Source organism: Candidatus Melainabacteria bacterium RIFOXYA2_FULL_32_9, assembly GCA_001784615.1.
Classification (GTDB): domain Bacteria; phylum Cyanobacteriota; class Vampirovibrionia; order Gastranaerophilales; family UBA9579; genus UBA9579.
This window is the reverse complement of sequence record MFRQ01000151.1, coordinates 1-26,501: the sequence shown is the minus strand read 5'-3', so window position 1 is coordinate 26,501 and position 26,501 is coordinate 1. Positions and strand designations below refer to the sequence as shown.

The 26,501-nt window shown below is 32.1% G+C and carries 23 protein-coding genes; 8 read left to right on the top strand and 15 right to left on the bottom strand.

What is annotated here, in order from left to right:
• The 6 genes from A2255_10205 to A2255_10180 form a co-directional block, all read right to left on the bottom strand.
• A partial coding sequence (locus tag A2255_10205) for an NUDIX hydrolase (protein OGI17358.1) occupies positions 1-626 on the bottom strand: 626 nt, incomplete at its 3' end.
• Positions 627-641: 15 nt separating this feature from the next.
• Complete coding sequence (locus A2255_10200) at positions 642-2,282, bottom strand: NAD+ synthase (GenBank protein ID OGI17357.1); 1,641 nt, start codon at positions 2,280-2,282, stop codon at positions 642-644.
• Positions 2,279-2,884: a hypothetical protein gene (locus tag A2255_10195; GenBank protein OGI17356.1), complete on the bottom strand. Its 606-nt coding sequence runs from the start codon at positions 2,882-2,884 to the stop codon at positions 2,279-2,281. Before A2255_10195 ends, A2255_10200 begins: the two co-directional genes overlap by 4 nt.
• A complete protein-coding gene (locus A2255_10190; GenBank protein OGI17355.1) occupies positions 2,877-4,220 on the bottom strand; it encodes a nicotinate phosphoribosyltransferase in 1,344 nt (447 codons plus the stop codon). The genes A2255_10195 and A2255_10190 overlap by 8 nt, the downstream gene beginning before the upstream one ends.
• A 741-nt stretch (positions 4,221-4,961) precedes the next feature.
• Positions 4,962-7,301: a hypothetical protein gene (locus tag A2255_10185; protein ID OGI17354.1), complete on the bottom strand. Its 2,340-nt coding sequence runs from the start codon at positions 7,299-7,301 to the stop codon at positions 4,962-4,964.
• Positions 7,298-7,573 (bottom strand): glutaredoxin 3, encoded by a 276-nt coding sequence (locus A2255_10180; protein ID OGI17353.1) that lies wholly within the window; start codon positions 7,571-7,573, stop codon positions 7,298-7,300. The genes A2255_10185 and A2255_10180 overlap by 4 nt, the downstream gene beginning before the upstream one ends.
• A gap of 271 nt (positions 7,574-7,844) precedes the next feature.
• Between A2255_10180 and A2255_10175 the strand changes: the two genes are divergently transcribed.
• Positions 7,845-9,236, top strand: coding sequence for a hypothetical protein (locus tag A2255_10175; GenBank protein ID OGI17352.1), 1,392 nt, complete (start codon positions 7,845-7,847; stop codon positions 9,234-9,236).
• 148 nt (positions 9,237-9,384) lie between these two features.
• On the top strand, positions 9,385-10,752 hold the full coding sequence (locus A2255_10170) for a hypothetical protein (protein ID OGI17351.1): 1,368 nt from the start codon (positions 9,385-9,387) through the stop codon (positions 10,750-10,752).
• A 20-nt stretch (positions 10,753-10,772) separates the two neighbouring features.
• Here the strand turns inward: A2255_10170 and A2255_10165 are convergent, their stop codons facing one another.
• Entirely contained in the window at positions 10,773-11,540 is a 768-nt protein-coding gene (locus A2255_10165) for a hypothetical protein (GenBank protein ID OGI17350.1), read from the bottom strand.
• Positions 11,541-11,733: 193 nt separating this feature from the next.
• Between A2255_10165 and A2255_10160 the strand changes: the two genes are divergently transcribed.
• Both A2255_10160 and A2255_10155 read left to right on the top strand, forming a co-directional pair.
• Entirely contained in the window at positions 11,734-12,000 is a 267-nt protein-coding gene (locus A2255_10160) for a hypothetical protein (protein ID OGI17349.1), read from the top strand.
• Positions 12,001-12,417: 417 nt separating this feature from the next.
• Positions 12,418-12,771, top strand: coding sequence for a hypothetical protein (locus A2255_10155; GenBank protein ID OGI17348.1), 354 nt, complete (start codon positions 12,418-12,420; stop codon positions 12,769-12,771).
• Positions 12,772-12,897: 126 nt separating this feature from the next.
• Here A2255_10155 and A2255_10150 read toward each other — a convergent pair whose 3' ends face one another.
• The 3 genes from A2255_10150 to A2255_10140 form a co-directional block, all read right to left on the bottom strand.
• Positions 12,898-14,256 (bottom strand): hypothetical protein, encoded by a 1,359-nt coding sequence (locus A2255_10150; GenBank protein ID OGI17347.1) that lies wholly within the window; start codon positions 14,254-14,256, stop codon positions 12,898-12,900.
• Positions 14,257-14,576: 320 nt separating this feature from the next.
• Positions 14,577-15,227: an elongation factor Ts gene (tsf, locus tag A2255_10145; GenBank protein OGI17346.1), complete on the bottom strand. Its 651-nt coding sequence runs from the start codon at positions 15,225-15,227 to the stop codon at positions 14,577-14,579.
• 41 nt (positions 15,228-15,268) lie between these two features.
• Positions 15,269-16,114 carry a 30S ribosomal protein S2 gene (locus A2255_10140; protein OGI17345.1) on the bottom strand — a complete coding sequence of 282 codons (846 nt, stop codon included), beginning with the start codon at positions 16,112-16,114 and terminating at the stop codon, positions 15,269-15,271.
• Positions 16,115-16,476: 362 nt separating this feature from the next.
• On the opposite strand from A2255_10140, the gene A2255_10135 reads away from it, so the two are divergent.
• Complete coding sequence (locus A2255_10135; GenBank protein OGI17344.1) at positions 16,477-16,968, top strand: HNH endonuclease; 492 nt, start codon at positions 16,477-16,479, stop codon at positions 16,966-16,968.
• Between the two features lie 453 nt (positions 16,969-17,421).
• On the opposite strand, the gene A2255_10130 is transcribed toward A2255_10135, so the two are convergent.
• From A2255_10130 to A2255_10120, 3 genes are read right to left on the bottom strand one after another with little or no spacing between them, the layout of a single operon-like run.
• The gene (locus A2255_10130) at positions 17,422-18,093 is read right to left on the bottom strand and encodes a hypothetical protein (GenBank protein ID OGI17343.1); all 672 of its coding nucleotides are present in this window, start codon (positions 18,091-18,093) and stop codon (positions 17,422-17,424) included.
• Entirely contained in the window at positions 18,086-19,954 is a 1,869-nt protein-coding gene (locus A2255_10125; GenBank protein ID OGI17342.1) for a hypothetical protein, read from the bottom strand. Before A2255_10125 ends, A2255_10130 begins: the two co-directional genes overlap by 8 nt.
• Before the next feature lie 31 nt (positions 19,955-19,985).
• Entirely contained in the window at positions 19,986-21,119 is a 1,134-nt protein-coding gene (locus tag A2255_10120) for a hypothetical protein (protein ID OGI17341.1), read from the bottom strand.
• Between the two features lie 239 nt (positions 21,120-21,358).
• Between A2255_10120 and A2255_10115 the strand changes: the two genes are divergently transcribed.
• Both A2255_10115 and A2255_10110 read left to right on the top strand, forming a co-directional pair.
• Complete coding sequence (locus A2255_10115; protein ID OGI17340.1) at positions 21,359-21,739, top strand: hypothetical protein; 381 nt, start codon at positions 21,359-21,361, stop codon at positions 21,737-21,739.
• 85 nt (positions 21,740-21,824) lie between these two features.
• Positions 21,825-22,694, top strand: coding sequence for a hypothetical protein (locus tag A2255_10110; GenBank protein OGI17339.1), 870 nt, complete (start codon positions 21,825-21,827; stop codon positions 22,692-22,694).
• A 334-nt stretch (positions 22,695-23,028) separates the two neighbouring features.
• On the opposite strand, the gene A2255_10105 is transcribed toward A2255_10110, so the two are convergent.
• Together A2255_10105 and A2255_10100 are read right to left on the bottom strand one after the other, a co-directional pair.
• Complete coding sequence (locus A2255_10105) at positions 23,029-25,473, bottom strand: primosomal protein N' (GenBank protein ID OGI17338.1); 2,445 nt, start codon at positions 25,471-25,473, stop codon at positions 23,029-23,031.
• A gap of 17 nt (positions 25,474-25,490) precedes the next feature.
• The gene (locus A2255_10100; protein OGI17359.1) at positions 25,491-25,712 is read right to left on the bottom strand and encodes a hypothetical protein; all 222 of its coding nucleotides are present in this window, start codon (positions 25,710-25,712) and stop codon (positions 25,491-25,493) included.
• A 236-nt stretch (positions 25,713-25,948) separates the two neighbouring features.
• On the opposite strand from A2255_10100, the gene A2255_10095 reads away from it, so the two are divergent.
• Positions 25,949-26,140 carry a hypothetical protein gene (locus A2255_10095; GenBank protein ID OGI17337.1) on the top strand — a complete coding sequence of 64 codons (192 nt, stop codon included), beginning with the start codon at positions 25,949-25,951 and terminating at the stop codon, positions 26,138-26,140.
• Positions 26,141-26,501 lie beyond the last annotated feature (361 nt).

Below are 26,501 nucleotides of genomic sequence, written 5' to 3'. Positions count from 1 at the left end.
CTGCTTGAGAATTTAATATCTTTTTTGAAGCTATATGTTGAAGGGCCGGTTTTTTCTATAAAATCCATCCTTAAAATTTCACACTTAAATCGACCAACATCAATGTTAATACCTAGAATTATTTCATATAATTTGTGCAATTGACTGATGGTAAATTGTTCAGGCAAAAGCTCGCTTGCAATTGGTGTATTTTCAAGTTTTTTTCGTAATGTTTCAAGTGCACAATCAAGAATTAAGTTATGGTCGAAAGCAAGATCAGGTAAATCACTCATATTAAACCATTTTACATCTTTAGCATCGCTTTGAGCTTTAATTTTGATATTTACTGAATTAACAAGAGCGAAATGGGCAATGCTTATTACTCTGCCCCTTGGATCTCTGCCTGGTTCGCCAAAGGCATGCAATTGCTTCAGGTAAATATCCTGGACTCCGGTTTCTTCTTCCAGTTCTCTTTTAGCGGCAGTAAGTATGTCTTCATTGTAATCAACGAATCCTCCCGGTATTGCCCATTTATTTTCAAATGGAGATGACTTTCTTTCAATTAATAACACTTTTAAGTCTTCATCAGATATAGTAAAGACTACTATATCAACTGTAACAGCAGGATTTTTATGAGAATTAGCCATATTTATCCCCTTTTTTTATTCAATACCGAATTTATACCCTTGAACAATTGGAATTCTTCTGCCACTTCCAAATGCTTTTGTTGTAACTTTTAAACCTAAAGAAGCTTGTCTTCTTTTATATTCATTATTGTTTACTCTTCGTATTACGTCATTAACAATGGATTTATGATATTTTTCAGCTATTTCATCGGCTGATTTATTTTCTTCTACAAACTCTTTTAAAATATCATCCAAAATTTCGTATGGAGGCAGTGTATCCTGGTCTTTTTGATCAGGCCTTAGTTCAGCGGATGGGGCTTTTGTGATAACAGCATCTGGAATTATTTCCTTTTCCGAATTTATATGATGAGCGAGTCTATATACCATAACTTTTGGGACATCAGATAATACAGCCAAGCCACCTGCCATATCCCCATATAATGTGCAATATCCAACTGATAGTTCTGATTTGTTGCCGGTACTGATAAGCAGGGAGCCGTATCTGTTTGAATATAACATTAAAATATTAGCCCTGATTCTTGCCTGAAGATTCTCTTCAGCCAGATCCATCAAAATTCCCTGGTCTTTCTGGACATTATTTATGTATGAATAGAACATATCGGCAATTGGGATATTTAAATAGTTTATTCCCAGATTTTCAGCAAGTTGTTTAGAATCTTCTACGCTTCCCTCGCTGGAATACATACTTGGCATTGTTATACCGAGTACATTCTCAGGTCCTAGCGCAAGGCTGGCAATTGCAGCAGTGACAGCAGAATCGATTCCGCCTGATAGTCCTAATACAACTTTTTGAAATCCGCTTTTATGACAATAATCTTTTAATCCTGTCACCAGAGCTTTTAAAAGACTTTCTTCTTCGGTATCAGATATTGGTTTTATCTCGCCTGAATTAGTTTCTGTGTCATAAATAATCAGATCTTCTTTAAAATCAGTTCCTCTGGCTTTAAGTTCTCCCATTTGGTCGATGACATAGCTGACTCCATCAAACAGTAAATCATCATTACCGCCAACTTGATTAACGTAAATCAGGGGAACTTTATGTCTTGTAGCGATATTTTGGAGTATTTTAAAGCGGTCTTTTTCTTTATTAAGCCAGTATGGAGATGCAGACAGATTAATAATAATATCTATACCCTGCGATGCTAATTTTTCTACAGGATTAAAACCATATAAAGGTCTTTGCCAATAATCTTTATCATTCCATATGTCTTCACATATAGAAATTCCAAGCTTTTTGCCTAAAAATTCAACAGAATTAATTTCTTTACCGGGCTCAAAGTATCTGGTTTCATCAAAAACATCATAAAAAGGCAATAAACTCTTATAATGCCTGGATATAATTTCACCTTTATAAATCAATGCAGCTGCGTTGTAGTATTTTCTTCCAAATGGCGCAGGATTTACATCGACATAGCCGCAAATCACACCTATATCGTTAGTGAAAGGTTTTATTTTTTCAAGTTGTGCAAGGTTATCCTGTACAAAGCTTTCAAAATCCAGTAAATCACGAGGAGGATAGCCTGTAATAGTTAATTCTGAAAATATTACAAGTTCAGCACCGGAATTTTTAGCTTTATCAATATAGCTGATTATTTTATTTACGTTATCTGTCAGGTCTCCAACTTTTGTATTTATTTGGGCTAAAGCTATTCTCATTTTTCTTCCAATTTACTAATTATCTCTTCAGTTTTTACCAGTTTTGCGCCATGATTTACCATTTGTACGATAGCATATTCTGTACTTAAATCATTAATTCCTGCTATGGCGTCTTCAACTAATTGTACTAAAAAATTTTCTTTGAGTAATCCTAATGTAAATTGTTTTACACAGTAGTCAGTTGCTACCCCAAAGACTACGAAATTTCTCTTATTTAAAGCTTTTATCAGTTTCATAGTGTTGGGATTGCTAAAAGCGCTAATTTGAGGCTTTTTTATAATAAATTTATTAGTTTTCAATTCTAAATGGTTAATTTCTTGAGGTTCAATAATTTGATAATTATCATAAGTGGTTTCTGGAATTTTTTGCCACCCCCAGGTTCCAGGGATACAATGTGGACTAAATTCTCTAAATTCAGGGTCGTTTTCACTATGAGAATCCATAGTTGAAATTAGGGTAATATCATTTTTTACCGCAAAATTTATTAGTTTAGCTAAGTTGATCCTTATATTTTCAGACTGTAGAATATATAGGCTGCCTTTATTATCAAGAAAATCATTCTGCGTATCTATATCTACAAAAATAGTATCAGATTTACTCACTTTGATGCTCCTTTAATACTTGATTAAATTTATCCTTTAATTTCTGGCTTATTTCTACCTTTGTAACCGGATTACAGTTAACTCCAAGAGATTTTTTATCAAGCTGGGTTAAATTACTTAAACAATATTCCTGAATTTTTGTCATTGATGGGTTTGGGGTTAATTGTTTTCCATCTTTGACTGTATGAACCAGTAATTGTGTAGCATTATCAGAATAATCTTCTTCTATATCTGCAACAATATCGTTAATCAGCTTATTATTCTCATCAAGAAAACGCCAAACCAGTTTTTTACCTGGATAAGTAGCTTTATTCTCGCTAAATTTAGCTTTTTGTATTAATTTATTATCTTTCTCAATTTCAACCAGCTTGTAAATCCCATTAAAGAAAGGTGCATCTGATGATGTTGCAAGAGTTGTTCCTACTCCAAATACATCTATTGGAGCGTCTTTATCTATTAATTTCTTTACTTTATACTCATCTAAATCCCCGCTTGCAATAATTATTGCATCTTTTAAACCTGCATCATCAAGAATTTTTCTTGATTCTACGCTTAATTCATATAAATCTCCGCTGTCTAAGCGTACTCCTCGTATTTTCGGAGATATTTTAACAGCTTTTTTAACTCCTTCTACTGTATCATATGTATCAACCAGCAGGATTGTTGATTCGGGGAAAGCTTGAAAGTATTTTTCAAAAGATTCTCGCTCTTTATCAAAAGCCAGAACCCATGAATGAGCTATCGTACCATAAGCAGGAATTCCAAATTTATAACCGGCATATGCATTTGATGTACCAATGCATCCTCCAATATAGGCAGCTCTGCCTGCTAAAGCTGCGGCTTCAGGTCCGTGAGCTCTTCTTGATCCAAACTCAATCACTTTGCGATCTTGAGCCTCATAAGTCACTATTGATGCTTTAGTTGCTATCATACTTTGAAAGTTAAATACTGATAATATATAGGTTTCAAGAAGCTGTGCCTGAATTATCGGTGCAGTAACTCTAATAACAGGCTCGTTTGGGAAAAATACAGTACCTTCTGGCATCGCCCAAATATCACCTGTGAACTTGAAATTCTTTAAATACTCAAAAAAATCATCTTTAATATGGCTAAAAATTTTATTTTTTCTTAGGTATTCAATTTCATCATCAGTAAACTTTATATTCTGAACATAATCCAGGATTTGTTCTAATCCTGCTGCTATAAAATAGCAGCGATTAGGTGGGTATTTTCTCGTAAATACCTCAAAAGTAGCTATTTCGTCCATTTTGTTTTGGAAATATCCAGCCATCATTGTTAGCTGGTATAAGTCAGTTAAGAATACACTGTTTATCATAATTTGCTCATTTAAACTTGCTTAATATTGAAAAGTTTAAACCATTTAATCGCAAATTAAAGCCATACATTGGCTAGTTAAGGGTAAAGCGTATGGTAAAAATTTGTTAACATTTTTCGAAAATCCGAAATTTTGGGTTTAGAATAGAAATTTCAGGGCATATATCCTTTGTATATAGCCTCATTTTTATCCTCCACTCCTTCCTCTGTTGTAGACTTATCCACCTTGACCGGTGGTTTTTTTTTGCAAGTAAATAGGTATTTTGCAATCAAATTATAGCTATTTTCGCCTTCAATTTGCTGCTAACGTGTCAATATAAGTTCACATTACATTAGTTGGTAATAGACAAATATCGACTTATAAGGTGAAATCGTCATTCCGAGATGGCTGAGAGTCTATCCAGGAAATAAAAAACGTACAGTTGTCATTGCGAAGATTCCTTCGGAATCTTCGCAATCTGTCTATTTAACAATTAAAAGCTATTATTTAGAATTGGAAAGATCGCCACGGTTTCTAAAAGAAACCTCGCGATGACATTGCGTATTATTGAGAGAATTGATGACATAAAAAAGTGACTGTGTCATATCATAATGGTAGAGGTACTATTGGAAGGATTATTAACTAATTACAGTGCGAAGTACCTCACAATAACCATACTTTCATCAGTTCTTGTCCTTTATCCATATTTAATGTCCTACGAAAGTAGCCTTGAAACCTTTGCATAATTAATCAATCCAGTAGTTATACATTATTTTTTATGTAATCAATTTGCTCAGGGGTAAACTCATATAGCTGATACACAGCGTTATTAAGGATATTATCCAGAGTAGCAAAAGTAGAAATATTTAGATTGGCTTTTAGTGATATTAATTTTTCTGTTATCAGTGAGAATAAGCTATGTATAGAGGAATAATCTTTTGTATTAATAAGGTTTTCTAAAATAGATTCCATTCTTTCAAAATCATTATTATCAAGAATTTCTTGATAAATTTCATTGTCATTATTCTGGTCTGAGATTAAACCAACATCATATACAGGTAAGAATCTGGCGAGTTCCGGAAAAACATTCAAATCTCCCGATAATAAATTCTTAAAGTAAAAGTTTATAAGATTGGAATTAATTATGCTTAAAGCGTAATTAATGTTGATATAGTTAAATCTTGAATTTTTGTATACGTATCCTCCTCTTGTATAGGCATTTTTATCTTCCTGCCATTTGTAGGAATTATCATTATCAAGCTCATCTGATATTTTTATTCCTCTTGAACTTAAAATATCCGGAGTTATTTCAAGAAGATTTTTTTTGTGTATACAATTGATTATTGAATGGTTTGTATAGAATTTTTCCTTATCCAGACTGGCTATAATTCCTTTTGTAGCTGTGACTTCAGCTATTACAATTTTTTCTGATTCAAAAAGTTCTGGAAAAGCAGGTCTGTGGAGTTTTAATTCTCCATCAGTTAAGTATAATAAATAATCACCAATGTATGAAATATTGTATCTATTGATATTACCACCTCTTATAAGGGGTTTTAAGTGATTTTTATACGATTCAGGAATGAAATTAGGATTACTAAAAATAAATTTCTTGGCATTTCCAGGTTGAGCGCCCCAGCTGACGTAGCATAATTTGTACAATGGAAAGCTTTTAGACTGAATTTGTTCAATAATTTCTTGTTTATGAATATTCCAGCCAATTCTAAATGTGAAATTATGCATATTTAAATAGGATTCTTGATTAATAAGACTGGTTTTTTCTTTATTTGAAGAGATCTGAGTGACTTTGATATTGCCGATATCTTGCTTACCACAGTTAATTATGATAATTATTGGCAGAACAGTGGCATTCTTGAATAAATTTTGATTATCGAAGTTGATAATTTCTTTGATGCTATGATTTTTCAAAATTAGCTCTCTGGATTTTTTAGCGTAGCTCTGGGTTAAAAACTTATCAGGAATAATAAAAGCTAAAATCCCCTCCTCCAGGAGTAAAGTTTGAAGCGATTTTTCAATAAACAACAAGTAAGCATCAAATCTTCTAAATGCTGATATGTAGTTGCTGACATAATGTTTTTTCTCTGTTTCTGTAAGGTTTTGAATGTTTAAATAAGGTGGATTTCCAATTATTAAGGAAAATTTGGATTTATTATTTAAGAATAGTTTGCTTGAGTCTAAATTATGGGGATAATTTTCAAGATTATCAATTAAAAAATTCCCGCTAATTATGTTGTCAAAATGGTCTAATCGTTCACTAGCTAAGAAAAGGATTAATTTTGTTACATTACAGGCAAAATCATCTATATCAATCCCGAAAATACAGTTTTTCAGGATTAATCTTTTTAAATCTTCAGGATGAATGCTTTGATTAAGACCTTCTAAAGCTTTATCATATAAATTATAAAATACCTGTAAAAGTATATTACCCCCGCCACAGGCCGGATCTAGTACTTTAAACTTTAATAAGTCATTTAAAGAGGTTATTTTTTCAAGCTTTGGAGTGAGACTTGAATTTATTAGCCTGTCAATTAACTCAGGGGGAGTGAAAAAGCTTCCCTGTTTTTTCTTATCAATATTTGATTGAACGATTATATATTTATAGTCTTGTCTGGACAAGTTCAATTTTAACTGAACAGCATCAGAATATTGTGATCCGTTATTAATTAGTTGATATTGCTGAAGGTATTCGTATAAATAGCCAAAAGAATCTATATTAATGCTGTCTATATGTATTAGACTTTTTAATATCTTAATTAAATCTAAAAAGTATTCTCCTTTTATTTTGTTGTCAAAGTTGGTGAATAATCGATTTTTTAGGCCTAAATAATTTAACTGAAAGTCCAGGATATTGTTAAAAAGGGAAATATCGTTGACTGAGTTCGTATAGTTTATTTGCTTGATAAATTTATCAGGCAAAGCACGGGTTTTTTCAAGATAAATTACTGTTAAAACTTTATAAACATAGCTAATAGAAGCTTTATATCTTTTATCCGGATTTGGGAATGAAATATCTAAGCTGTTCGAAATAAGTAAAACAGCATTTAATAATAAATTTGCCAGATTGTTATCTAGTTTAGTACTCAACTCTCACTTTCTTGTTCATTTAACAATAAATCCAGGTGTCCTGACATATTATCTCTCTCCAGATCAGTGTATCCTCCAATGTGTTTGCTGTTAATAAAAATTTGAGGAACAGTATTCCTTCCTGTCATTTGAACCAGCTTTGATCTGGTGTCAGGATCATTAGTTATATCGATCTCTTCGTATTTTAGTCCTTTAGAAGCAAGTAGACTTTTAGCTTTTTTACAGTATGGGCAATAATCTGTGGTGTAGATCTTAACTTCAGCTTTAGGCATTATTAATTTCTCCTTTAATAATTTTATACGATTTTTTATTTTAACTGATATTTAAAAGAGTTTAATTGAAGTAATGTATAAAATTATTAAAGTTTAAACCTAAATTACTGATAGTCTTTTGGGCTATAAAACTAGGTAAATTGGATATTTTATGAATCTTAATCTTACTTAAAAATTATGCTATCTTTTTAATCACTAAAGGTATAGAAAATTGATAAGAAACATCTATAGAATATTATTACAACTATTTATTATATAAAGGAAGGAAATTATGCAAGATTTCCTGTTTAAAAACTTTATAATGTCTTGGTTTTATAAATATAAAAAACAAAATAGATTGAAATATTATCAGGAGCTGAGAAAAAGAGATCTATTGACGTTTGAAGAGTTAATAGATATTCAAACTAAAGGATTAAAGAAATTACTTGATCATTGTTATACAAATATTCCATATTATAGGAATTTATTTAATGAATTGGATATACATCCTGAAGATATAAAGGATTTAAAGGATTATTCCAAAATACCGGAATTGAGAAAGCAAAATATAAGAGATGATTTTAGCCGACTTATTGATCCAAGGCTGTCTAAGAGCAAAATATGTTATTCTGCAACCGGTGGATCAACAGGTATTCCTCTAAAAATTTATAAGAGTACAGAAGACCAGGAACGTGGTTTTGCTTTAAGATATAGATCTAATGCCTGGTGCGGCTGGGAGACCTGGAATAAGTCATTATGGATTGTTTCTGATTTAAAACGTTTGGGTGAACTGGACAATCCTAAGCGTCGTTTAGGCTTATGGTTTAAAAGGAGATTGCTGCTTGATACCAAGAATTACACAAATGAAAATATGTATAAGTGGATTGAGCAGATAAAAATTTTTAAACCAAGATATGTATATGGCTATTCCACCTTATTAACAGAATTCTCTGAATTTTTAGTTAAAAATAACATAAGTATAGAAGGAATAGAAGGGGTCTTTTCCACTGCTGAACCTTTAATTGCCAGAGAAACCATGTCCAAAGCATTTAATGCGCCTGTATATGATCAATATGGGTCTTCAGAAGTTCCCTGTATTGCTCATGAGTGTAAAAGGGGTAATATGCATATAAATATTGATGAAATTCTCCTTGAATTTGTTGATACAAAAGGTTGCCCTGAACTTAAAAAGATAGTATGTACTCCGCTTTATATATATGGCATGCCCTTATTAAGATATAATCTTGGTGATTGTGCTATTCCTAGTCTTAAAAAGTGTGACTGTGGTTTACCTTATCCCGTGATGGAGCTTAAAGTAGGAAGGTTAGCAGATAATTTTCTTTCACCAATTGGAAAACTTGTAGCCACTTGTAATTTAGGCTGGCATATTACGCATATAACGCAAGATATTAAGCAATATCAAATTATCCAGCAAGATCTTTCTGATTTTGTAGTTAAACTTGTTTCAAGTGAGGAGGTTAGAGAGGCTAATGAGAGCAGTTTGAGGACATTATTATATGGATTACTTGGTACTACACAGGTAAATATAAGATTTGAATACCTTGATGAAATATTACCTGGTAGCAATGGAAAATATAGGGCAACAATATCAAAAGTTGTAGATAATTTTAACAAAGGCGGTACCAGAGATTTTTTTAATAGTAGTTTTGTCAGTAATTGTTGATGTTTCTAACTTTTGGATATGTTTAATTACACGTGCTCTTAATTTAATTGCTATTAAGTATAACTAAGCGGCTATTTAAAGACAAAATAATTAGTTATAAGTTTTTAAAAATTTTTAGTGTACTTATTTTAGGAGTTGGTAAAGCAGTATGGTTAAAATGCAGGATTTTTTATTTGGTAATTTTATAATACCGGCTTATTTTAGTTCAAAAGGGCTTAATAGATATAAGCACTATTATGAACTGGAGAAAAGAGACTTTTTAACTCTTAAAGAGTTAGAAGATATTCAATGGAGCAGATTAAAATCTATAATTGATCATTGTTACAGGAATATTCCTTACTATACAAACTTATTTAATCAATTAAATATTATTCCGTCAGATATTAACAGTCTTGCTATGTATTCAAGCTTAATTCCTGAGTTAAAAAAGCAAGATATAAGAGAAAATTTTGATAAGCTAATTGATCCTAGATTACCTAAAAATAAGATATGTAGTGATTCAACAAGTGGGTCAACAGGTATTCCTCTACAACTGGCAAGAAGTGTAGAAGATCAGGAATTTGGTTTTTCACTAAGATACAGGTCTAATGCCTGGTGTGGTTGGAACTTTTATGATAAATCAGTTTGGTTTGTATCTGATACAAGGCATATAACAGAGATAAGCAAACTTAAAGGAAAAATCGGTCTTTGGATTAAGAGACGTCTGTTAATTGATACGAAAAATTGTACAAAAACTAATATGTACAAATGGGTTGATCAAATAAAGAGCTTTAAGCCTAAACAGGTATATGGCTATTCAAGCTTATTGGCTGAATTTTCACAATTTCTACTTGAAAATAATATAAAGATTGAGGGAATAGAAGGAGTTTATTCAACTGCCGAGGTGCTTAAAGATAGAAAAATCATGTCGCAGGCATTTAACGCTCCTGTGTATGATCAATATGGAGCTTCAGAAGTGCCTTGCATAGCTCACGAATGTAAAAAAGGTAATATGCACATAAATATTGATGAAGTACTGATTGAATTTGCAGATATTGATAGCAATTCCGATATTAAAAAAATAATATGTACACCACTTTATATATATGGCATGCCATTATTGAGATATGAAATTGGAGATACAGCTATTCCAGCATTAAAGCAGTGTGATTGTGGTCTACCTTATCCGGTTATGGAGCTTAAAGTCGGAAGAGCTAGTGATAATATTCTTTCTCCTACAGGAAAGATTGTATCAGGTATTACTTTTGGCTGGTATCTTACTGATGCCACAAACGGCATAAGAAGATTCCAGCTTATTCAGGAGAATATTTCTGACTTTATAATCAGTATTGAGGCAGAAAGTGATTTAAATGAGAAAAATGAGAAAACCATAAGAGAATTAATGCATGAAATGCTTAATACTATGGATATAAATGTAAAATTTGAGTATCCTGAAAAGATATTACCTGGTAATAATGGAAAATACAGGCCAATTATCTCTAAAGTTGCTAATTATAGTGAAAAAAGCATAATTTAGTTCTAAAATAGTGTTTGTTTCTACATTGAAGCCTTTATTCTTTTTATTATTGCTTCTATTTTTTCCTTTTCTTCAGGATCTGAAATGAGATTTAGGTACTTTTCAAAATTTTCCACAGCTTCAGAAAATTCCTGCTTTGCGGCATATAATATACCGAGTTGCCTATAAGAAAGAAAGTGAGCCGGATTTAGCTTGACTGCTTTAGAAAACTCTGTAATAGCTTCATCTATTTGATTATTTGCCTCATAGGCTATAGCTAAATGATAGTCAAGATCAGCATTCTCAGGTATAAATTCCTGGACTTTTTTATATTCAATTATTGCATTAGTATAATTGCCGATTTGGAAATATGCTGTTGCAAGATCATAATGTGCGTCAGTATTATTTGGAGCTTTTTCTATGACTTTTTCGAGTTCATCTACTGCAGAATCAAACCGAAAATCCTGCATTAATACGCTGGCATAATGATATCTTGGTCCAGGATTATCAGGATTAATCATAATAGCGTGCTCAAGCTCAATGAAAGCACTTTGGGTATCATCTTTAGATAAATAAACATCTGCTAAATTCTGATAAATCCCTTGTATATCTGGATTAACTTTGATAGCTTTTTCGTAAGATTCAATTGCTTTATCGAACATACCAAGCTTGTAATACACTGTTCCAAGGTTATTATATAAGTAGGGATTATCAGGATCTTCGTCAATTAATGATATAAATTCACTTACTGCTGAATTATATTCTTCTTTATTAAAATGTTCTAAAGCTTTATTTAATTTATCTTCCATAATTTCTTCCTGTTTATATTATTTTAAATTTTATAAGTAATTTATAAAAAGCATTATTTCACACTAGTTAGTGAATTTGAATTGTTAACTTAAATTATTAAAATTATCTTATGAATTTAACTTAACAGTAAGAATTTGGCATAATATTATTAGAGGTACTTTTTTAAGATTTTAGTCAAGGAAGAAGAGATATATGTATTTAATGCAGAAGCTAAAATCGCTTGAAAAGCAGATAGTTTTTATGCGATGGGGAAGTTCTGGAGAATACGGCAAGATAAAATATGTTGGACATGATTTTATAGAATTTCAGGTTATTGATGAAGAAACATCAGAATATACTGAAATGGTAATTATTAACCCTAATACGGTTTTAGAAATTGTATTAGGTAGTCCTGACATAAACAGAGTAATTGCTGCAGTTTCCTGTAAATTACCATTTCTAGGAGAAGAAAGAATATAAATTAAGGAATAATTACAATAAAAAGTCTGAGATATTGCTCAGACTTTTTATATTGTTTTCGCTGTCCCTAATATGTTAAAGGTACTTCCTGTCATTGCGAGGGCTTTAGCCCGTGGCAATCTATACAATACACTATTTAAACCTTAAAATCACATTAAAGTTGTGCATAAGCAAGATCCTCACGTCGCTGCGCTCCTCAGGATGACAGTGTGTATTATCTGAAGGATTGACGACTTGAAAAAGTGCCTCTGACACCTCAGGATGGCAGTTTGGGAGATTGTAGCATATTATTTGTTGATCTATATATAACATTACTAATTAATCTTATATCCATACAGGTGATTAATCACTTATGAAAAAATGTTAATTTTTATATAAATAATTCTTTAAAATAGTTGCATGATAAGGGGGTTAGACATGCCTGAAGATTTAATATCGAAAGAAGAAGCTGTAAGGAAAATAACCTCAGGAGATGATGTTTATATAATTGATGCAAGATCTGAGGAAATTTATACCGAAGATAGTGATCAGATTATGGGTGCAATTCATTTACCTGAAACAATTGCACATGAAGTATATATGAGACTTCCAAAAGATAAAGAATATCTGATTTATACTTCTAAAGGCAAGGAAAATGAAAGTAAGAGAATAGCTGACTTCTTCAGAAAACAAGGTTTTACTGCATATGCTATTAATGGTGGTTATGAAGAATGGCGAGATTCTGCTCTTCCAATAGAACCCATAAATGCTAGCGGCACTCCTTTATTATAAATATATGTAGCCAATCTCAAAGCTATAAATAGAGCTTATTTATTTTGCAGCTTAATATGTCGTTAAACTGACTGACATATAGGTCTCCTCATAAAAAGCTCTATTTATTTGTATTAGGATTATTTGTTACTTTAATTTATCCTGTAAGGCTTCAGCGGCTACAATAACAGGATCTATAACAGGAGAATACGGGGGAGAATAGGTTATATCAATATCGGAAATATCGTCGATAGTCATGCCGGCTGTTAGGGCAGTAGCTATGATATTAGCTCTTTTATCTGCATCTCCTTTACCTATTACTTGACCACCAAGTAATTTTCTTGTTGATTTATCTGCTATTAATTTTATTGTAATATTTTCAACTCCTGGATAGTGTCCGGACTTATCTCTGTGGGTTATAATTACTGTTTCATAATCATAACCATGCTTTTTAGCTTCTTTTTCAGATAAACCGCTTCCTGCATTGGTGTAATCAAATATTTTAGAAACGTGAGAGGCTAGAACTCCTTTAAATCCTGCTTCTCCTCCGGTTATATTTATTGCTGCAACCCTACCTTGTTTATTTGCAGTAGATCCTAGTGGAACCCATACAGGTTTTCCTGTTATTAGGTGTGTTTGCTCCGCACAGTCGCCTGCTGCATAAATATCAGGAATACTCGTTTGCATTCTATCGTTTACTTTTATGGCGCCTGTTTCTCCAATTTCAATCCCTGCTGAAGCAGCTAGATCGATATTTGGTCTTACTCCTATAGATAGTATGACTATGTCTGCATCAATAACCTCTCCTTGATCTGTTTCAACCTGTTTAATATTATCGTTTTCATCTCCAATTAAACGTTTTAACTTATTACAGGTAACCATTTTTATATTTTTTTCTTCAAACAAATATTTTTGAATTTGAGTTGCTGTATCAGAATCAAGAATAGGTAAAATTTGGCAGGCCAGTTCTACTATGGTAACATCCAAACCTGAATTATAGAGTGCTTCAACCATTTCAAGCCCGATATATCCAGCACCAACAATGACAGCTTTTTTAGCTTTAGACATTTGCTCTTTTATTTTTAAAGCATCAATATAAGACCTTAAAGTGAAAACATTGTTAAGATGAATCCCTTCTATATCAGGGATAAAAGCACGTGCTCCTGTTGCAATAAGCAGCTTTGTATATTCATCCTCAAATTTCTCGCCTGTTTCAAGATTTTCAATTTCAACTTTTTTTGATTCAGGAGAGATTCTAACAACTCTATGTCTGATACGGACATTAACATTATATTTCGTTTTGAATGTTTCAGGAGATCTAACTAATAACTCTCCTGGATTATTAATAAGTCCTTCAATATAGTATGGTAAAGAACAGGAAGAATAAGAAATATGATATCCATCAGTATATATGGTGATTTTAAGATCCGGGTTTTCTTTTCTGGCTTTTGCAGCAGCTTTAGGTCCCGCTGCAACACCTCCAATAATTATTAGATGCTCTTGCATATTTACCTCTTTATCGTTTTATCTGGAGTAACTACAAAATGAGAAAATTTTGGTGATGGTCAAGTTGTGACTGAAATAATTGAGAGTCATTGCGAACCTTGCAGCAAGGATATTTTCTAAAATCGATCTTGTGAAGCAATCTTTAAGCATATAATATTAAAAATCAATATTTATTTGCCCGTGATGACTCATTACTTGTTCTAATATACAATTGTAATTGTATAGAATATTAACAGTCAATTGTAGGGTTTACCATCAGCTTACATTTAATAAAAAAGAGAGAGAAGATTACTTCTCTCTCTTTTTTATAATATTACGACTTAAGCGTTTTTCATTTGTCCCATAACTTCTTGCGCGAAGTCTTCTTTTCTTTTTTCAAGACCTTCTCCAAGAACGTATCTGGTAAATCTTCTAATAGAGATTTTTTCGCCAATTTTAGCAATTTTGGATTTAATTAGCTCTTCTATGGTCATGCTTGGATCTTTAACGAAAGTTTGTTCGAGAAGAACTCTTTCAGCCATTAATTTGTCAACTCTGCCGTTAACGATTTTTTCTATGATTTCAGCTGGCTTGCCGATAAGATCAGCTTTACCTGATTCAATTCTTTTTTCTTCCTCGATGGTATGTTGAGGAATTTCATCTCTTGAAACATATTCAGGAGATGAGCTGGCAATTTGCAGACAAATATCTTTAACCAATTGCTGAAATTCATCATTTTTAGCAACGAAATCTGTTTCGCAGTTAACTTCAACTAAAACACCAATTTTACCATTATGAACGTAAGAGCCAATAAGCCCTTCAGCTGCAATACGGCTCATTTTCTTTTCTGCAGAAGCTATACCTTTTTGTCTAAGATATTCTGCAGCTTTTTCCATATTGCCGTTATTTTCTACTAGTGCTTTTTTAGCATCCATAAAACCGGCACCAGTTTTATCTCTTAATTCTTTTACTTGTTCTGCGCTAACTGACATTATTTATCCTCCAAGTACTGCGTACTGCCTCTAGTCATCAACTATACTTCTTGATTGCCTTCTTCTTGAACTTCTGCTGGAGTTTGTTCTGATTGCTCACGAATTTCTTCAGCATGATCTTTAAGCTCTTCAGCAGAAACACCTGCATGTTCAGGTTTGATTTCTTCTGTTTTTTCAGGAACAGCTTCTCTTCCTGCATTTTCTCTTATTTGATGACCTTCTATAATTGCATCAGCCATTTTGCCGGTGATTAATTTAATAGATCTGATAGCATCGTCATTTCCAGGAATTACATAGCTAATTGCATCTGGATCGCAATTGGTATCTACGATTCCAACAATTGGAATACCAATTTTATTAGCTTCTTGAATAGCTATAAGTTCTTTTTTCTGATCAACTATGAAGATTAGATCAGGCATTCCTCTCATAGTTTTGATGCCACCAAGAGACTTACTGAGTTTAGTAAGTTGTCTTGTCATAGCAGATACTTCTTTTTTAGGTAAGCGTTCGAAGTGTCCACTTTCTTTGAATTCTTCTAATTCTCTAAGTTTATTAATTCTAGATCTAATTGTTTCAAAGTTTGTTAAAGTTCCACCTAACCAACGTCTATTAATATAATATGCATCAGCTCTTTTGGCTTCTTCTTCCACGATCTCGCTTGCTTGTTTTTTTGTACCAACAAATACGATGTTTTTGCCTTTAGCTGCATAATCTCTAACGAGGGCATATGCTTCATCTAACAATTGGCTGGTTTGTTGGAGATCGATAATATAAATACCATTTCTTTCTCCATAAATATATTTTTTCATTTTTGGATTCCAGCGACGGGTTTGGTGACCGAAGTGCACACCAGCCTCTAAAAGTTCTATCATTGAAGCTACGGACATAGTTTGGTTTTTCTCCTTTTTATTTTACTTGATAATTTAGCTAACAAATGTACTTGAAATTCATGTAGATAATAACACAAAGAAATTAATACTCAAATTTAGCATAGAAATAGACTTTAATAAGCCAAAAAAGTATAATATAAGCAAAATATAAAAACACCAAAAGGTAAATACGGTGCTTAATACTTGTTACAATATTATACTCAAAAAGGTTAAAAATATAAAATATGGGGAATAATACAATTGTAGTAGTTAGTTGAGAGTAAGTAGTATTATAGGATAACAGGAGTTAATAAGACGGAGCTAGTTATATACAATATTTTACATTATAATTAACGTACCAAAGTAGAGAGGATATAAAGGTGAATAAGGTTTTATTGCTGAATGCCTCATACGAACCGCTAAATCTCTGTAGTTGGCGGCGGGCTTTGGTCCTGTTGTTGAAGGGTAAAGCAGAAAAAGTTGAGGCTTATGAGTCCTTGATTAGTGAAAATATTTACGTTCCTTCAGTTATTAGGCTTCGTTATTATGTGGTAGTTCCTTATAAGGAACTACCTTTTAACAGGAAAAACATTATGCATAGGGATAATTATACTTGTCAATATTGTGGAAAAGTCTCCTCATCTTTGACTATAGATCATATAATTCCAAAATCAAAAGGTGGTAAAAGTACTTGGGAAAATGTAGTAGCTGCTTGTGCAAGGTGTAATTCTTTAAAAGCAGATAAAACTCTTGAAGAATCCGGATTGAGGTTACGAAAAAACCCTGGGCGACCCAAAAATTACATTAGATTTGAGCTAACAAAGCAGTCAAAAGAACTTTTTAATAAATGGGAAAAGTATATAGCTAGTTAAAAGTCTATTTGTTATTGTATAGCTCGACAAATAATATGTGTAATTCCCGAGCTGTCATCCTGAGTGACACAGTCACTTTTCCAAGTCATCAATCCTTCCAATAAGGACGCAATAAAAAATACTTACGCATTTTTTATTGCTCGTTTATTTGCTGGTTACAGGAATGAGCTTGCACAGCTCCCGCTTCGCGCAGGAAGCAGGCTACAAAAATATTTATTGGATTTTTCATCAAAATCCATAAGTATTTTTTTCGCTGTCCTTAATATACACTGTCATCCTGAGGAGCGAAGCGACGTGAGGATCTTGCCAATTATGAATACTAGCTTTTAAATGTAAAATGGATAGATTGCCACAGATTCCTTCGGAATCTTCGCAATGACAGGGGGTTGCTTTTTGAGAATTTTGGCTAAAATTAATTAGCAATTCAAATGTTAAAAGTATATTTGCTATGTATTACTTTATCCAGCCTTGCCTCATAGCTCTTACAACAGCCTGAGTTCTGTCATCAACAGACAATTTTTGCAGAATATTGCAGATATGAGCCTTTACCGTATGCTGACTAACAGATAATTGGCCGGCAATATCAATATTGTTTAATCCATCAGCCAATAATTGTAATATCTCTATTTCTCGTTCTGTTAGTGGAGAAGAATCCGATTTTTTTTCTTGAAATTTGTCCTGATTAGGCATTTTATCATATGAAGTTATTTTATTAAGGACTGTTTTAGCAATAGCAGGATCAAGCCATACTCCACCTTCAACTATTCCTTCAATTATTGATATTAACCTTGCAGGATTAACATCTTTCATGCAGTAAGCGTCAGCATTTGCTTTTAGTGCTTCCATAACTTCGTTTTCGCTATCATGAGAAGTTAATATTAAGATTTTTATATCACTATTATAGTCTTTAATAGCTCGTGTTGCATCAATTCCATTCATATTGGGCAAGCCCAGATCCATAATTACAATATCGGGTTCAAAATCTTGTGCTAATTTAACTCCAACTTCCCCGTATTCAGCTTCAGCAATAACTTGTATTCTATGGCTTTCTTCTAAAGCTGTTTTAAGACCTATTCTGGTTAAGGCATGATCTTCAACAATAATTAATTTAATTTCTTTACTCATTAATATTTGATCCTTGCTCATTTAAAAGGGGAATGCTGAAATAAAAAGTGCTACCCTGATCTTGTATACTATTCACCCATATTTTACCATTATGAGCTTCAATTATATGTTTTGAAAGGTACAATCCTAGTCCTGTACCAATCTTCTTTAAAGTTTTTGATCCCTTCGAATATCTCTGAAATAAGTCTTTAAGAGATGATTCAGGAATTCCTATACCATTATCTTTTACGCTTATTATTAAATCTTTGTCTATGGATTCAGTAATAATCTCAATTTTACCATTTTCTGGAGTATAAGTTATAGCATTACTTAATAAATTGATTATTACTCTTTTGATTTCTTGTTTATCAACTATAATTTCAATTTTATCATAATGGGGAATAAATGTTATTTCGTGATTTTTTTCGATGGCTAAAGGCTCGATATCAGAAATACATTCATCCATTAGTTTATTAAAGTTGGTCTTTCTTTTTATTAAAGTTTGTTTCCCTGCTTCATATTTATAACTATCGAGTATAGTATTCACCATTGTAAGGAGATCTTTATTATTTGATATTAATTGTTTAATTATAAAGGCTTGTTTTTCTACCACACTTCCATAAGAACCCTTTAATAATTGTTCAAGAGCTTGCACGCTGGCAAGAAGTGGTACTCTGAGATCATGAGTTAGTGTAGCTGCTAAATCATCCCTGACTTGCTCCAGTTCTTTCCTTTTTTGAAGAGATGAAGCCATGTTATTAAAAGATTGTGCAAGATAACCAAGTTCATCTGTCGATTTAATTTCTACTCTTTTTGAGAAATCACCATTCTCGATTGCACTAGCGGCATTTGTAACTATGGATAGAGGCCTGGTTATTGTTTTTGCTAGTAAATAAGCTAATATAATACCTGCGAGAGCTACCAATATAGTTATATGTAATATAAGAGTGCTATTTCCTGATTTTAAGTTGTTAAAATCTTCTTCTGGAATACCTATAATAAGTTTCCCTACACTGTTTGAATTTCTATTATTTAGAAAATATATTGATGCTCGGTATTTTTTGTTATTTATATTTATTTGCTTATTAAAGACATTCCCAAGATTAGCTTCAAGAGAGGAGATATTAGTGAATATATTTGAAACGTTTTCATTAAGATTAGACAATAATACATTGTCATTATGGGTAATAATTACAGTTGCACCATAAATATTCTTTATTTGTTTGAAGAAACCGGAATTTTTATTTAATACATGTCCAATAAATAAATAATAGTCTTTACCTGCAACGTTAAACCGAATAGTTCCTATTTGAAGCAGGAATCCTAGTTTATTATTGAGATGATTATGTAGATTCTCATTCTGTATAATACCTAATTTTTCTAAATCTTTGATGCTGATAACTTCATTGCTTATTAAAATACCTTGCCTAGATGGAATAAGAAGGCTTTTGAAGTCCAGATTTTTCTCAGTAATAGTTTTAGGATCTGAAAGGAATTTCTTTTTTATATTTGAAGAAATTAGTTCTTTATCCTGATTAAAGAGTAATACTAAATGAAAATCATCTTTTTCCAGAATGCTTTTTAGTTCATTTTTAATATTTTGGTCTATTCGGTTTGTATTATTGTACTTACTTAATTTTTTCTTTAATTTATCTATGGGGACTTTAGATAGAGAATCCTTAAAATTTGCTATGCTGTTATTGTAAAGTTCCCAGGTATATTCGCTGTGGCTGTCTAATTCCTGAATAAGTTTATTATTTAAAGTTGAATTGATAAGTAATGTAGAACTAATAGCCAGTATGAATAATGGTAAAACTGTTACAAATAAAAAGTAAGCAAGTAATCTGGTGCTTATTTTAACTTTTATATTAATCTTTTTCACATTGGCCTTTATTTATTGTTAGCTTAATAAATTAGTAATCCCAGCGTGCATAAGAGTTATAAGTGATTTTAGAAGCGTTGATAATAAATTCTTTAGCTGAATAAAGATTCCAGGGCCTTTTTACCATAATAACTATAATATATTTTCTACCATCTGGTAGCATTACAATACCTGCATCTCCAAGCATGGTGCCTATGTCTCCTGACTTATGGATAAATTGTGCATTATCTGGAAGACCGGCTTGTATTAAAAATCTATTTCTAACGTGGCTCATTATGTCAACTATAGCGGCTCTACTTTTAAGGGTAAGGAAATCAGAATTATCAAGATTAAATAGCATCGTTCCCATATCTTTTGGGGTAGATACGTTTGTTCCGTAAAGATCCGGTAACAGGTCAGACATATGGGTTTTACTAAAACCCCAGGATCTCAAGACTCTATTTAATTCGTTAATTCCGCCAACAGTTGATAATATCATATTTGTAGCTGTATTATCGCTCTCTTGTATCATTAACCGGGCAAGATGATGTATAGGGAAAACAGTTCCAACAGGTTTGTATTGCAGATATCCTGATCCACCTGTTATATTGTATTCTGCTAAACTCATTCTGTCATTTAAGTTGGCAAAGCCAAGTTCTGCTCTTCTGAATAACTGCAACAGAATAGGTATTTTAACTATGCTGGCTGTTGGAAATTCTTGATCTGCATTAATATCTACATATTGTCCTGTAGAAAAATCCCAAATAAATATGCCTGGTTCTAGCGAAGGATATTGTTTGGCTAAATATTTTAATCTGTTTGTTAATCTTGGCATGTTTTTAGCAAGAGTCATCCTCTTCATTAAAGGTTTTTCAAATGAAACATCTCCAAGAGTTTTTGTACCTAAGAAATAATTATTTGCAAAATATTTTTCTGCTGAATTATAAAATGAAGGATCGTTAGGAATCTGGATAGAAGCGTTTTTTATTTTTCTTAGAAATAAATAGTCATATGTATTTAAAAAAGTTTGATGCAAAGCAAAACCGAGAAAGAGAATTACTAATAAGGTAAAACCATATTTTTTGGTTTGACCGCTTTTTAACTTTTTTCTCTGTTTTTGCTTTGTTTTAAGGTTATTATTGTTGATAAAATTTTTGCTTAAATCATTTTGAGTGGGAAATGGCAATTTAAGTTCTCCCTTAAGCCTTTTAATTGATTAATATAAATCATACAATATAAATTTCTAAAGGGTAAGAACTTTAATTATTAGTAAGTAGAATAGAGTAAAAATTCTTAATAATTGTGTTTTATCACATAAATATTCCTGTTTAAAGTTAGTAAAAATTCTTACATAATTTTTAAAAATACTTTAATTACTTGATCCGAATTTATCAAAAAATCTTAAAATTATATTAGGAGAATAATATGAAAAAGGTTAAATTAACTTTATTATCGTTAATCCTGGCTTTTAATATAGGAATACAGGCAGCAAAGGCAGATAGTATAATGCTTCCTGACGGGTCTGTACTTAAAGGAAAGATTTTAACGGTTCTTGGTGGTCTTATTCAAATTAAGACAGAAAGAGGCACGAAAACAGTTTCACGAGAATTGGCAGTTGGAGAGGCAAGAGATATTATTGAAGTAGGTTTTCTGATAAAAAGAAGGTTTATGGGTGAAGTATATTATATAAATGATAATACGCTTGAAATAAGCACTCCTACAGGCAATCTGGCCATAAATCGCCTAAAAGTCAGAGAGGTTATTCTCTCTCAGCAACTTCCTCTTGAAGCCGCACCTCATCATTAGAAAATAACTAAAAAACTGAGATTAGATTTTTTAATAAATTTTGTTAAAATTGTTAGTGGATTAATAATAAGAGTGGAATATGCGTATGAAAAATATTGTTATTTATAACGAAAAAGGGTCATCTGAAATAGCTGAGCAGCTTAAGAGCATTGAAGATTATTCAGTTCAAATTCTTGCTCCACAGGAAATTAAGCAGGTAGAAAGTCTTGATCCTGATCTGGTAGTTTTAGAAAACTCTGAAGAGGTTACTAAAGATATCCTAATCAGAAATAAAATCCCTGCTCCATTGTTAATAGTTAGTGATAAGGTTTTAAATGATATTTCTGTGAGAACAGAAGCACATGATTTTCTTTTGACTAATGAAGAACTAAAAGTTCGTGTGGCAAATTTGCTTAAAATAAAACAGTTAAAAGAAGATATAAAAATTGTTGCAACTACAGATGATCTTACAGGTTTATATAACAGAACCTATTTGCATCAAAGGTTAGAAGCAGAATTATCAAGAGCAAAACGTTATAATATTCCTGTATCCTGCTTATTATTGGACATAGATTTCTTTAAAGTAGTAAATGATATTTATGGTTATGACTGGGGTGATGTTCTTTTACAGGAAATTACCGAAATTATAAAACGTCATGCCAGAAAAGAAGATATTTTAACAAGATACGGTGATGAAGAATTTATTATAGCATTACCTAATACAGATGAAGAAAGCGCTTATATCTTTGCTGAAAGACTCAGAAGAGATATAGAAAAAATGGAATTCAAGCCTGCTGGTGAAGAAGAAAGACATCCTATCACTATAAGTGGTGGAATAGCAAGTTATCCATTCTTAGTAAGTGTAAATGAGACTGCGCAAACATTAGTCAGATATGCTGAGCATGCTCTTTATAACGCTAAAAAGAGAGGCAAAAACAAGATAGTTCAATTCTCACAGATTAATATGGAATTTTAGAAATACTCAGACTAATCATAATAATAAAAAACCTCCTGTTTAGGAGGTTTTTTATTATTATGATTGTGCCTTGTTGAGGTAAGTTAAAAGGCTATTCAGGAAACAAAAATTGTACAGCTGTCATTGCGAAGATTCCAAAGGAATCTGTGGCAATCCATCCATTTTACAATTAAAAGCTACCATTCAAAATAGATCATCACACAGTCACCTTCTTCAAATTCATTAATCTTGGTGATAAGACTATGATTAATAACTTAAAAGAGTGGCTTAGCCACCTCGTGATGACATAAGAAAATTTAATTCCTGAATAGGCTCTAATACCGTTGTAAAGCATCTATAGCATATCAGAGGGATCAACGTCTATTAGAAATTTAATATCTTCAGGAACATTAAACTGTCTGATAAAGCTTGTAGCTAAAAAGTGTCCGTTTTCTCCCAGTCTATTCTTGATTATTATTTGAAACCTGTATTCATTCTTGATTTTAGAAATAACGCAGGGAGCTGGGCCTAAAACTTCAAGTTTTTCCTGAATTCCTCTGGAATCTGTAAATAAACTTAGCTTGTATGCAAGTTCATCAGAGAATTTACTTGCTCGAATTTCATTTTTTGAGCTTAAGATAAGCCTGATTATCTGGCTATAAGGTGGATAGGAATATTCATACCTGGATTGTATCTCTGAGTAATAAAAGCTTAAATAATCCTGTTCTTTTGCAGTTTGCAGTGCAAAAAAGTCGGGAGTATACGTCTGAAAATACACAGTTCCTTTAAAATCACCTCTGCCGGCTCTTCCTGCTACCTGAGTTAATAATTGAAAGCCTCTTTCGCTTGATCTGAAGTCCGGCATGTTAAATAAGGAATCAGACATTAAAACTCCGACAAGAGTCACATTTGGAATATCCAGCCCTTTTGCAATCATCTGAGTGCCGATTAAAACATCAATTTTGCCATTGGAAAACTCTTTAATAACATCAATGTGAGCATTCTTTTTGGCCATAGTATCGCTGTCCAATCGTGCAACTTTAGCTTCAGGAAATTCTTTTTTGAATTCTTCTTCAACTTTCTGTGTTCCCATGCCGTAGTATCTGACAGCATTACTGCTACATTTAGGACAGACTGTAAAAATATTCTGTTCAAAACTGCAATAATGACATCTGAGTTTATTATTAGTTTTATGAAGAATTAGAGGAATTGAACATTTCTTGCATTCAGCGGTATATCCACAGCTATCACAGAATGTGTAAGTGGAAAAGCCTCTTCTGTTTATCAAAAGTATGGATTGTTTTTTTTCTTTGATATTTCTCTCAATAGCTTGTCTCAAGGCTCTCGAGAATACCCCTTTGTTTCCTCTGCCATATTCCTGCTTCATGTCAATTATTGCTACTTTTGCAAGATCTTTTGCTCCAAATCTCTCAGGTAAAAGCATGACCCTATTACTGTTTAGAGTTTGGTAGTATGTTGCTATATCAGGAGTTGCGCTCCCTAATACAAAAGCTGCCCCTGATCTTTTTGCCCTTTCTTTAGCCAGGTCCTTTGCATTATATCTTGGAGTGGGTGAGGTCTGTTTATAACTTGATTCATGTTCTTCATCGATAACGATTAAGCCAATATTTTTGATTGGAGCAAATATGGCAGACCTTGCCCCAATGATTATCCTGATTTCGTTGTTTCTAATTCTTTGCCAAATATCAAATCTTTCACCTTCTGACAGGTTACTATGCCAGATACCTACTTTATCAGTACCAAATCTTTTAGATATTCTGTAGGCTAATTGTGAAGCTAAAGGTATTTCAGGAGCTAAAAATATAACATTTTTACCTGCATCAAGAGCTTTTCTAGCTGCGTGGAAATATACTTCAGTTTTACCAGATCCTGTTACTCCATATAATAGCAATGGATCTGAATCGCATTTTTCTATAGCTTTTGATATTCTTTCAAGAGCTTCATTTTGCTCAAAACTCAATTCAAGAAAATCCTCTGTTTCATCAATTTCAAAAATTTCAAGAGGATTTCTGTATATTTCCTGTTCAATAATCTTAATATTGCCAGCTTCTTGAAGCTTTTTAACAGTTGGATATGTTGTTTTTGAGATTTTTAAAAAATCGCTTAGTTTACTTTTGCCATTTAGAGAATCCAGTATCGCCAGGATTTCAAAATGTCTTTTGTTGGAAGAATTTTTTTCTAAAAGTTCAATCCAATTTTCAATTTTAGGTTTCTGGTTTTTTATGTCTATTACATTATCAATTTTAATAATATCAAGAGCCACAAGCTTTCTTAATGTTTCATAAAACTTGGAAGATGGTAATTTAGCTTTCTTTTGAAGGCTAGACACAGTAATTTCAGGATTATTAACCAGAATTTCATAAAGGGTTTGCTGACTTTTGTTTAATTTTGATTGTTCAAATTGAATATCTTGAAGAATAGCTACTCTTTTTGCTTTAGAGAAAAAATTTACAGGAATTGCTGTTGATATTACTGTTGGCAAATCACAGCAATAATAATTTGAGACCCATTCTAGAAATTGCAGATACTCAAGATCAAAAACAGGCACATTATCCAGAATTTCGTATACAGATTTAGCTTTAATTCCTTCCGGTAAATAATCACTAAATCCAACTATGTACGCATTTACAACACCCTGTGATCCAAATGGAACCAGAACAGGTAATCCTATTTGAATTTTTTCTTTTATCTCATCAGGGATGAGGTAACTAAAAGTACGCATGTGCAGGCTTGGAATATCTACAATAACCTGCACATATTTATTAGCATTTTCTTTCATCAATGTTGTTTAAAAACTTATTCTTCCTCAGTGCAGAGCTCTTTTTGCGCTTCTTCTACTGCCTGTTTAAGTTCTTCTAATTTATCAGGCGGGAATGTTACGCCTTTTTTAGTGGGATTCCAGTTAATCCCATCATCAGTTGTGTAATAAACTCTTAAATCAAGGTATTGTTTACCTTTATACTCATTAATCTGAATATGAATTTCCTCTGTAGCGCTACGTGGAATTGACGCTAACATTTTACTTTCAGCCATAATTTCTCCTCTAAAACACTAAACTCTATCAGCAATTTTACCAAATTTGAATACATTATACATAACTATCCAATTTGGGAATACATGTCAAATTGATTCAGCATTATATTTTATTAGTCCAGTAAAGTTATTGACATATAAGTTTAATAATTAATGAAACAGTCTTTTTTACTGCCAAAAAATTTTGAATCAGTATAAGAATTTCAGGGAAAGAGATTTTTATGGTTAATAAAATAAAAATAAAAATAAATGAACAAGTTGAAATAATGAAAAAATACAAGCAAGAGTATGACTCTAAAAGGGGCCCTTTTGGAGAAAATAGGACTGATGAACATTTTAAAAATATAAGCCTCAGTGATAATAATGAAATATTATCTGATAAAAGTAGTGAAAGTATTGTATCAGCTGATTAATAGACAAAATAAAAAAGCTACCGTATGGTAGCTGCTAGACAATCTTGGGAGGAGATTTGGGGGGTTGTATTACATTCTTATTAAGAACAAAGGATTTAAATAATTTACATCTTTTCTTATAACTTTTAACAATTTGTTACATTTGAAATATAAAAATTAGCTATTCAGGAATTAAATTTCTTTATGTAATTTGAGGATACTTCGCATTGTCATTGGTTAACAACTTATTCAATTATTCTCTTGTCATTGCGAGGGGTGAAAGCCCGTGGCGATCTTTCTAAATAACAATTATAAGCAATAAACCTCTTTGGAAAGATTGCTTCGTCACTTCGTTCCTCGCAATGACAACAGAAATTTATTT

Excerpts from the sequence above, each read along its gene's own strand:
- A2255_10105 (OGI17338.1), bottom strand. The coding sequence starts at position 25,473 with ATGAAAGAAAATGCTAATAAATATGTGCAGGTTATTGTAGATATTCCA.
- tsf (OGI17346.1), bottom strand. The coding sequence starts at position 15,227 with ATGTCAGTTAGCGCAGAACAAGTAAAAGAATTAAGAGATAAAACTGGT.
- A2255_10180 (OGI17353.1), bottom strand. The coding sequence starts at position 7,573 with ATGCCTAAAGCTGAAGTTAAGATCTACACCACAGATTATTGCCCATAC.
- A2255_10100 (OGI17359.1), bottom strand. The coding sequence starts at position 25,712 with ATGTTAGCGTCAATTCCACGTAGCGCTACAGAGGAAATTCATATTCAG.
- A2255_10110 (OGI17339.1), top strand. The coding sequence starts at position 21,825 with ATGAAAAATATTGTTATTTATAACGAAAAAGGGTCATCTGAAATAGCT.
- A2255_10170 (OGI17351.1), top strand. The coding sequence starts at position 9,385 with ATGGTTAAAATGCAGGATTTTTTATTTGGTAATTTTATAATACCGGCT.
- A2255_10165 (OGI17350.1), bottom strand. The coding sequence starts at position 11,540 with ATGGAAGATAAATTAAATAAAGCTTTAGAACATTTTAATAAAGAAGAA.
- A2255_10130 (OGI17343.1), bottom strand. The coding sequence starts at position 18,093 with ATGAGTAAAGAAATTAAATTAATTATTGTTGAAGATCATGCCTTAACC.
- A2255_10190 (OGI17355.1), bottom strand. The coding sequence starts at position 4,220 with ATGATAAACAGTGTATTCTTAACTGACTTATACCAGCTAACAATGATG.
- A2255_10150 (OGI17347.1), bottom strand. The coding sequence starts at position 14,256 with ATGCAAGAGCATCTAATAATTATTGGAGGTGTTGCAGCGGGACCTAAA.
- A2255_10175 (OGI17352.1), top strand. The coding sequence starts at position 7,845 with ATGCAAGATTTCCTGTTTAAAAACTTTATAATGTCTTGGTTTTATAAA.
- A2255_10140 (OGI17345.1), bottom strand. The coding sequence starts at position 16,114 with ATGTCCGTAGCTTCAATGATAGAACTTTTAGAGGCTGGTGTGCACTTC.
- A2255_10200 (OGI17357.1), bottom strand. The coding sequence starts at position 2,282 with ATGAGAATAGCTTTAGCCCAAATAAATACAAAAGTTGGAGACCTGACA.
- A2255_10160 (OGI17349.1), top strand. The coding sequence starts at position 11,734 with ATGTATTTAATGCAGAAGCTAAAATCGCTTGAAAAGCAGATAGTTTTT.
- A2255_10115 (OGI17340.1), top strand. The coding sequence starts at position 21,359 with ATGAAAAAGGTTAAATTAACTTTATTATCGTTAATCCTGGCTTTTAAT.
- A2255_10155 (OGI17348.1), top strand. The coding sequence starts at position 12,418 with ATGCCTGAAGATTTAATATCGAAAGAAGAAGCTGTAAGGAAAATAACC.
- A2255_10095 (OGI17337.1), top strand. The coding sequence starts at position 25,949 with ATGGTTAATAAAATAAAAATAAAAATAAATGAACAAGTTGAAATAATG.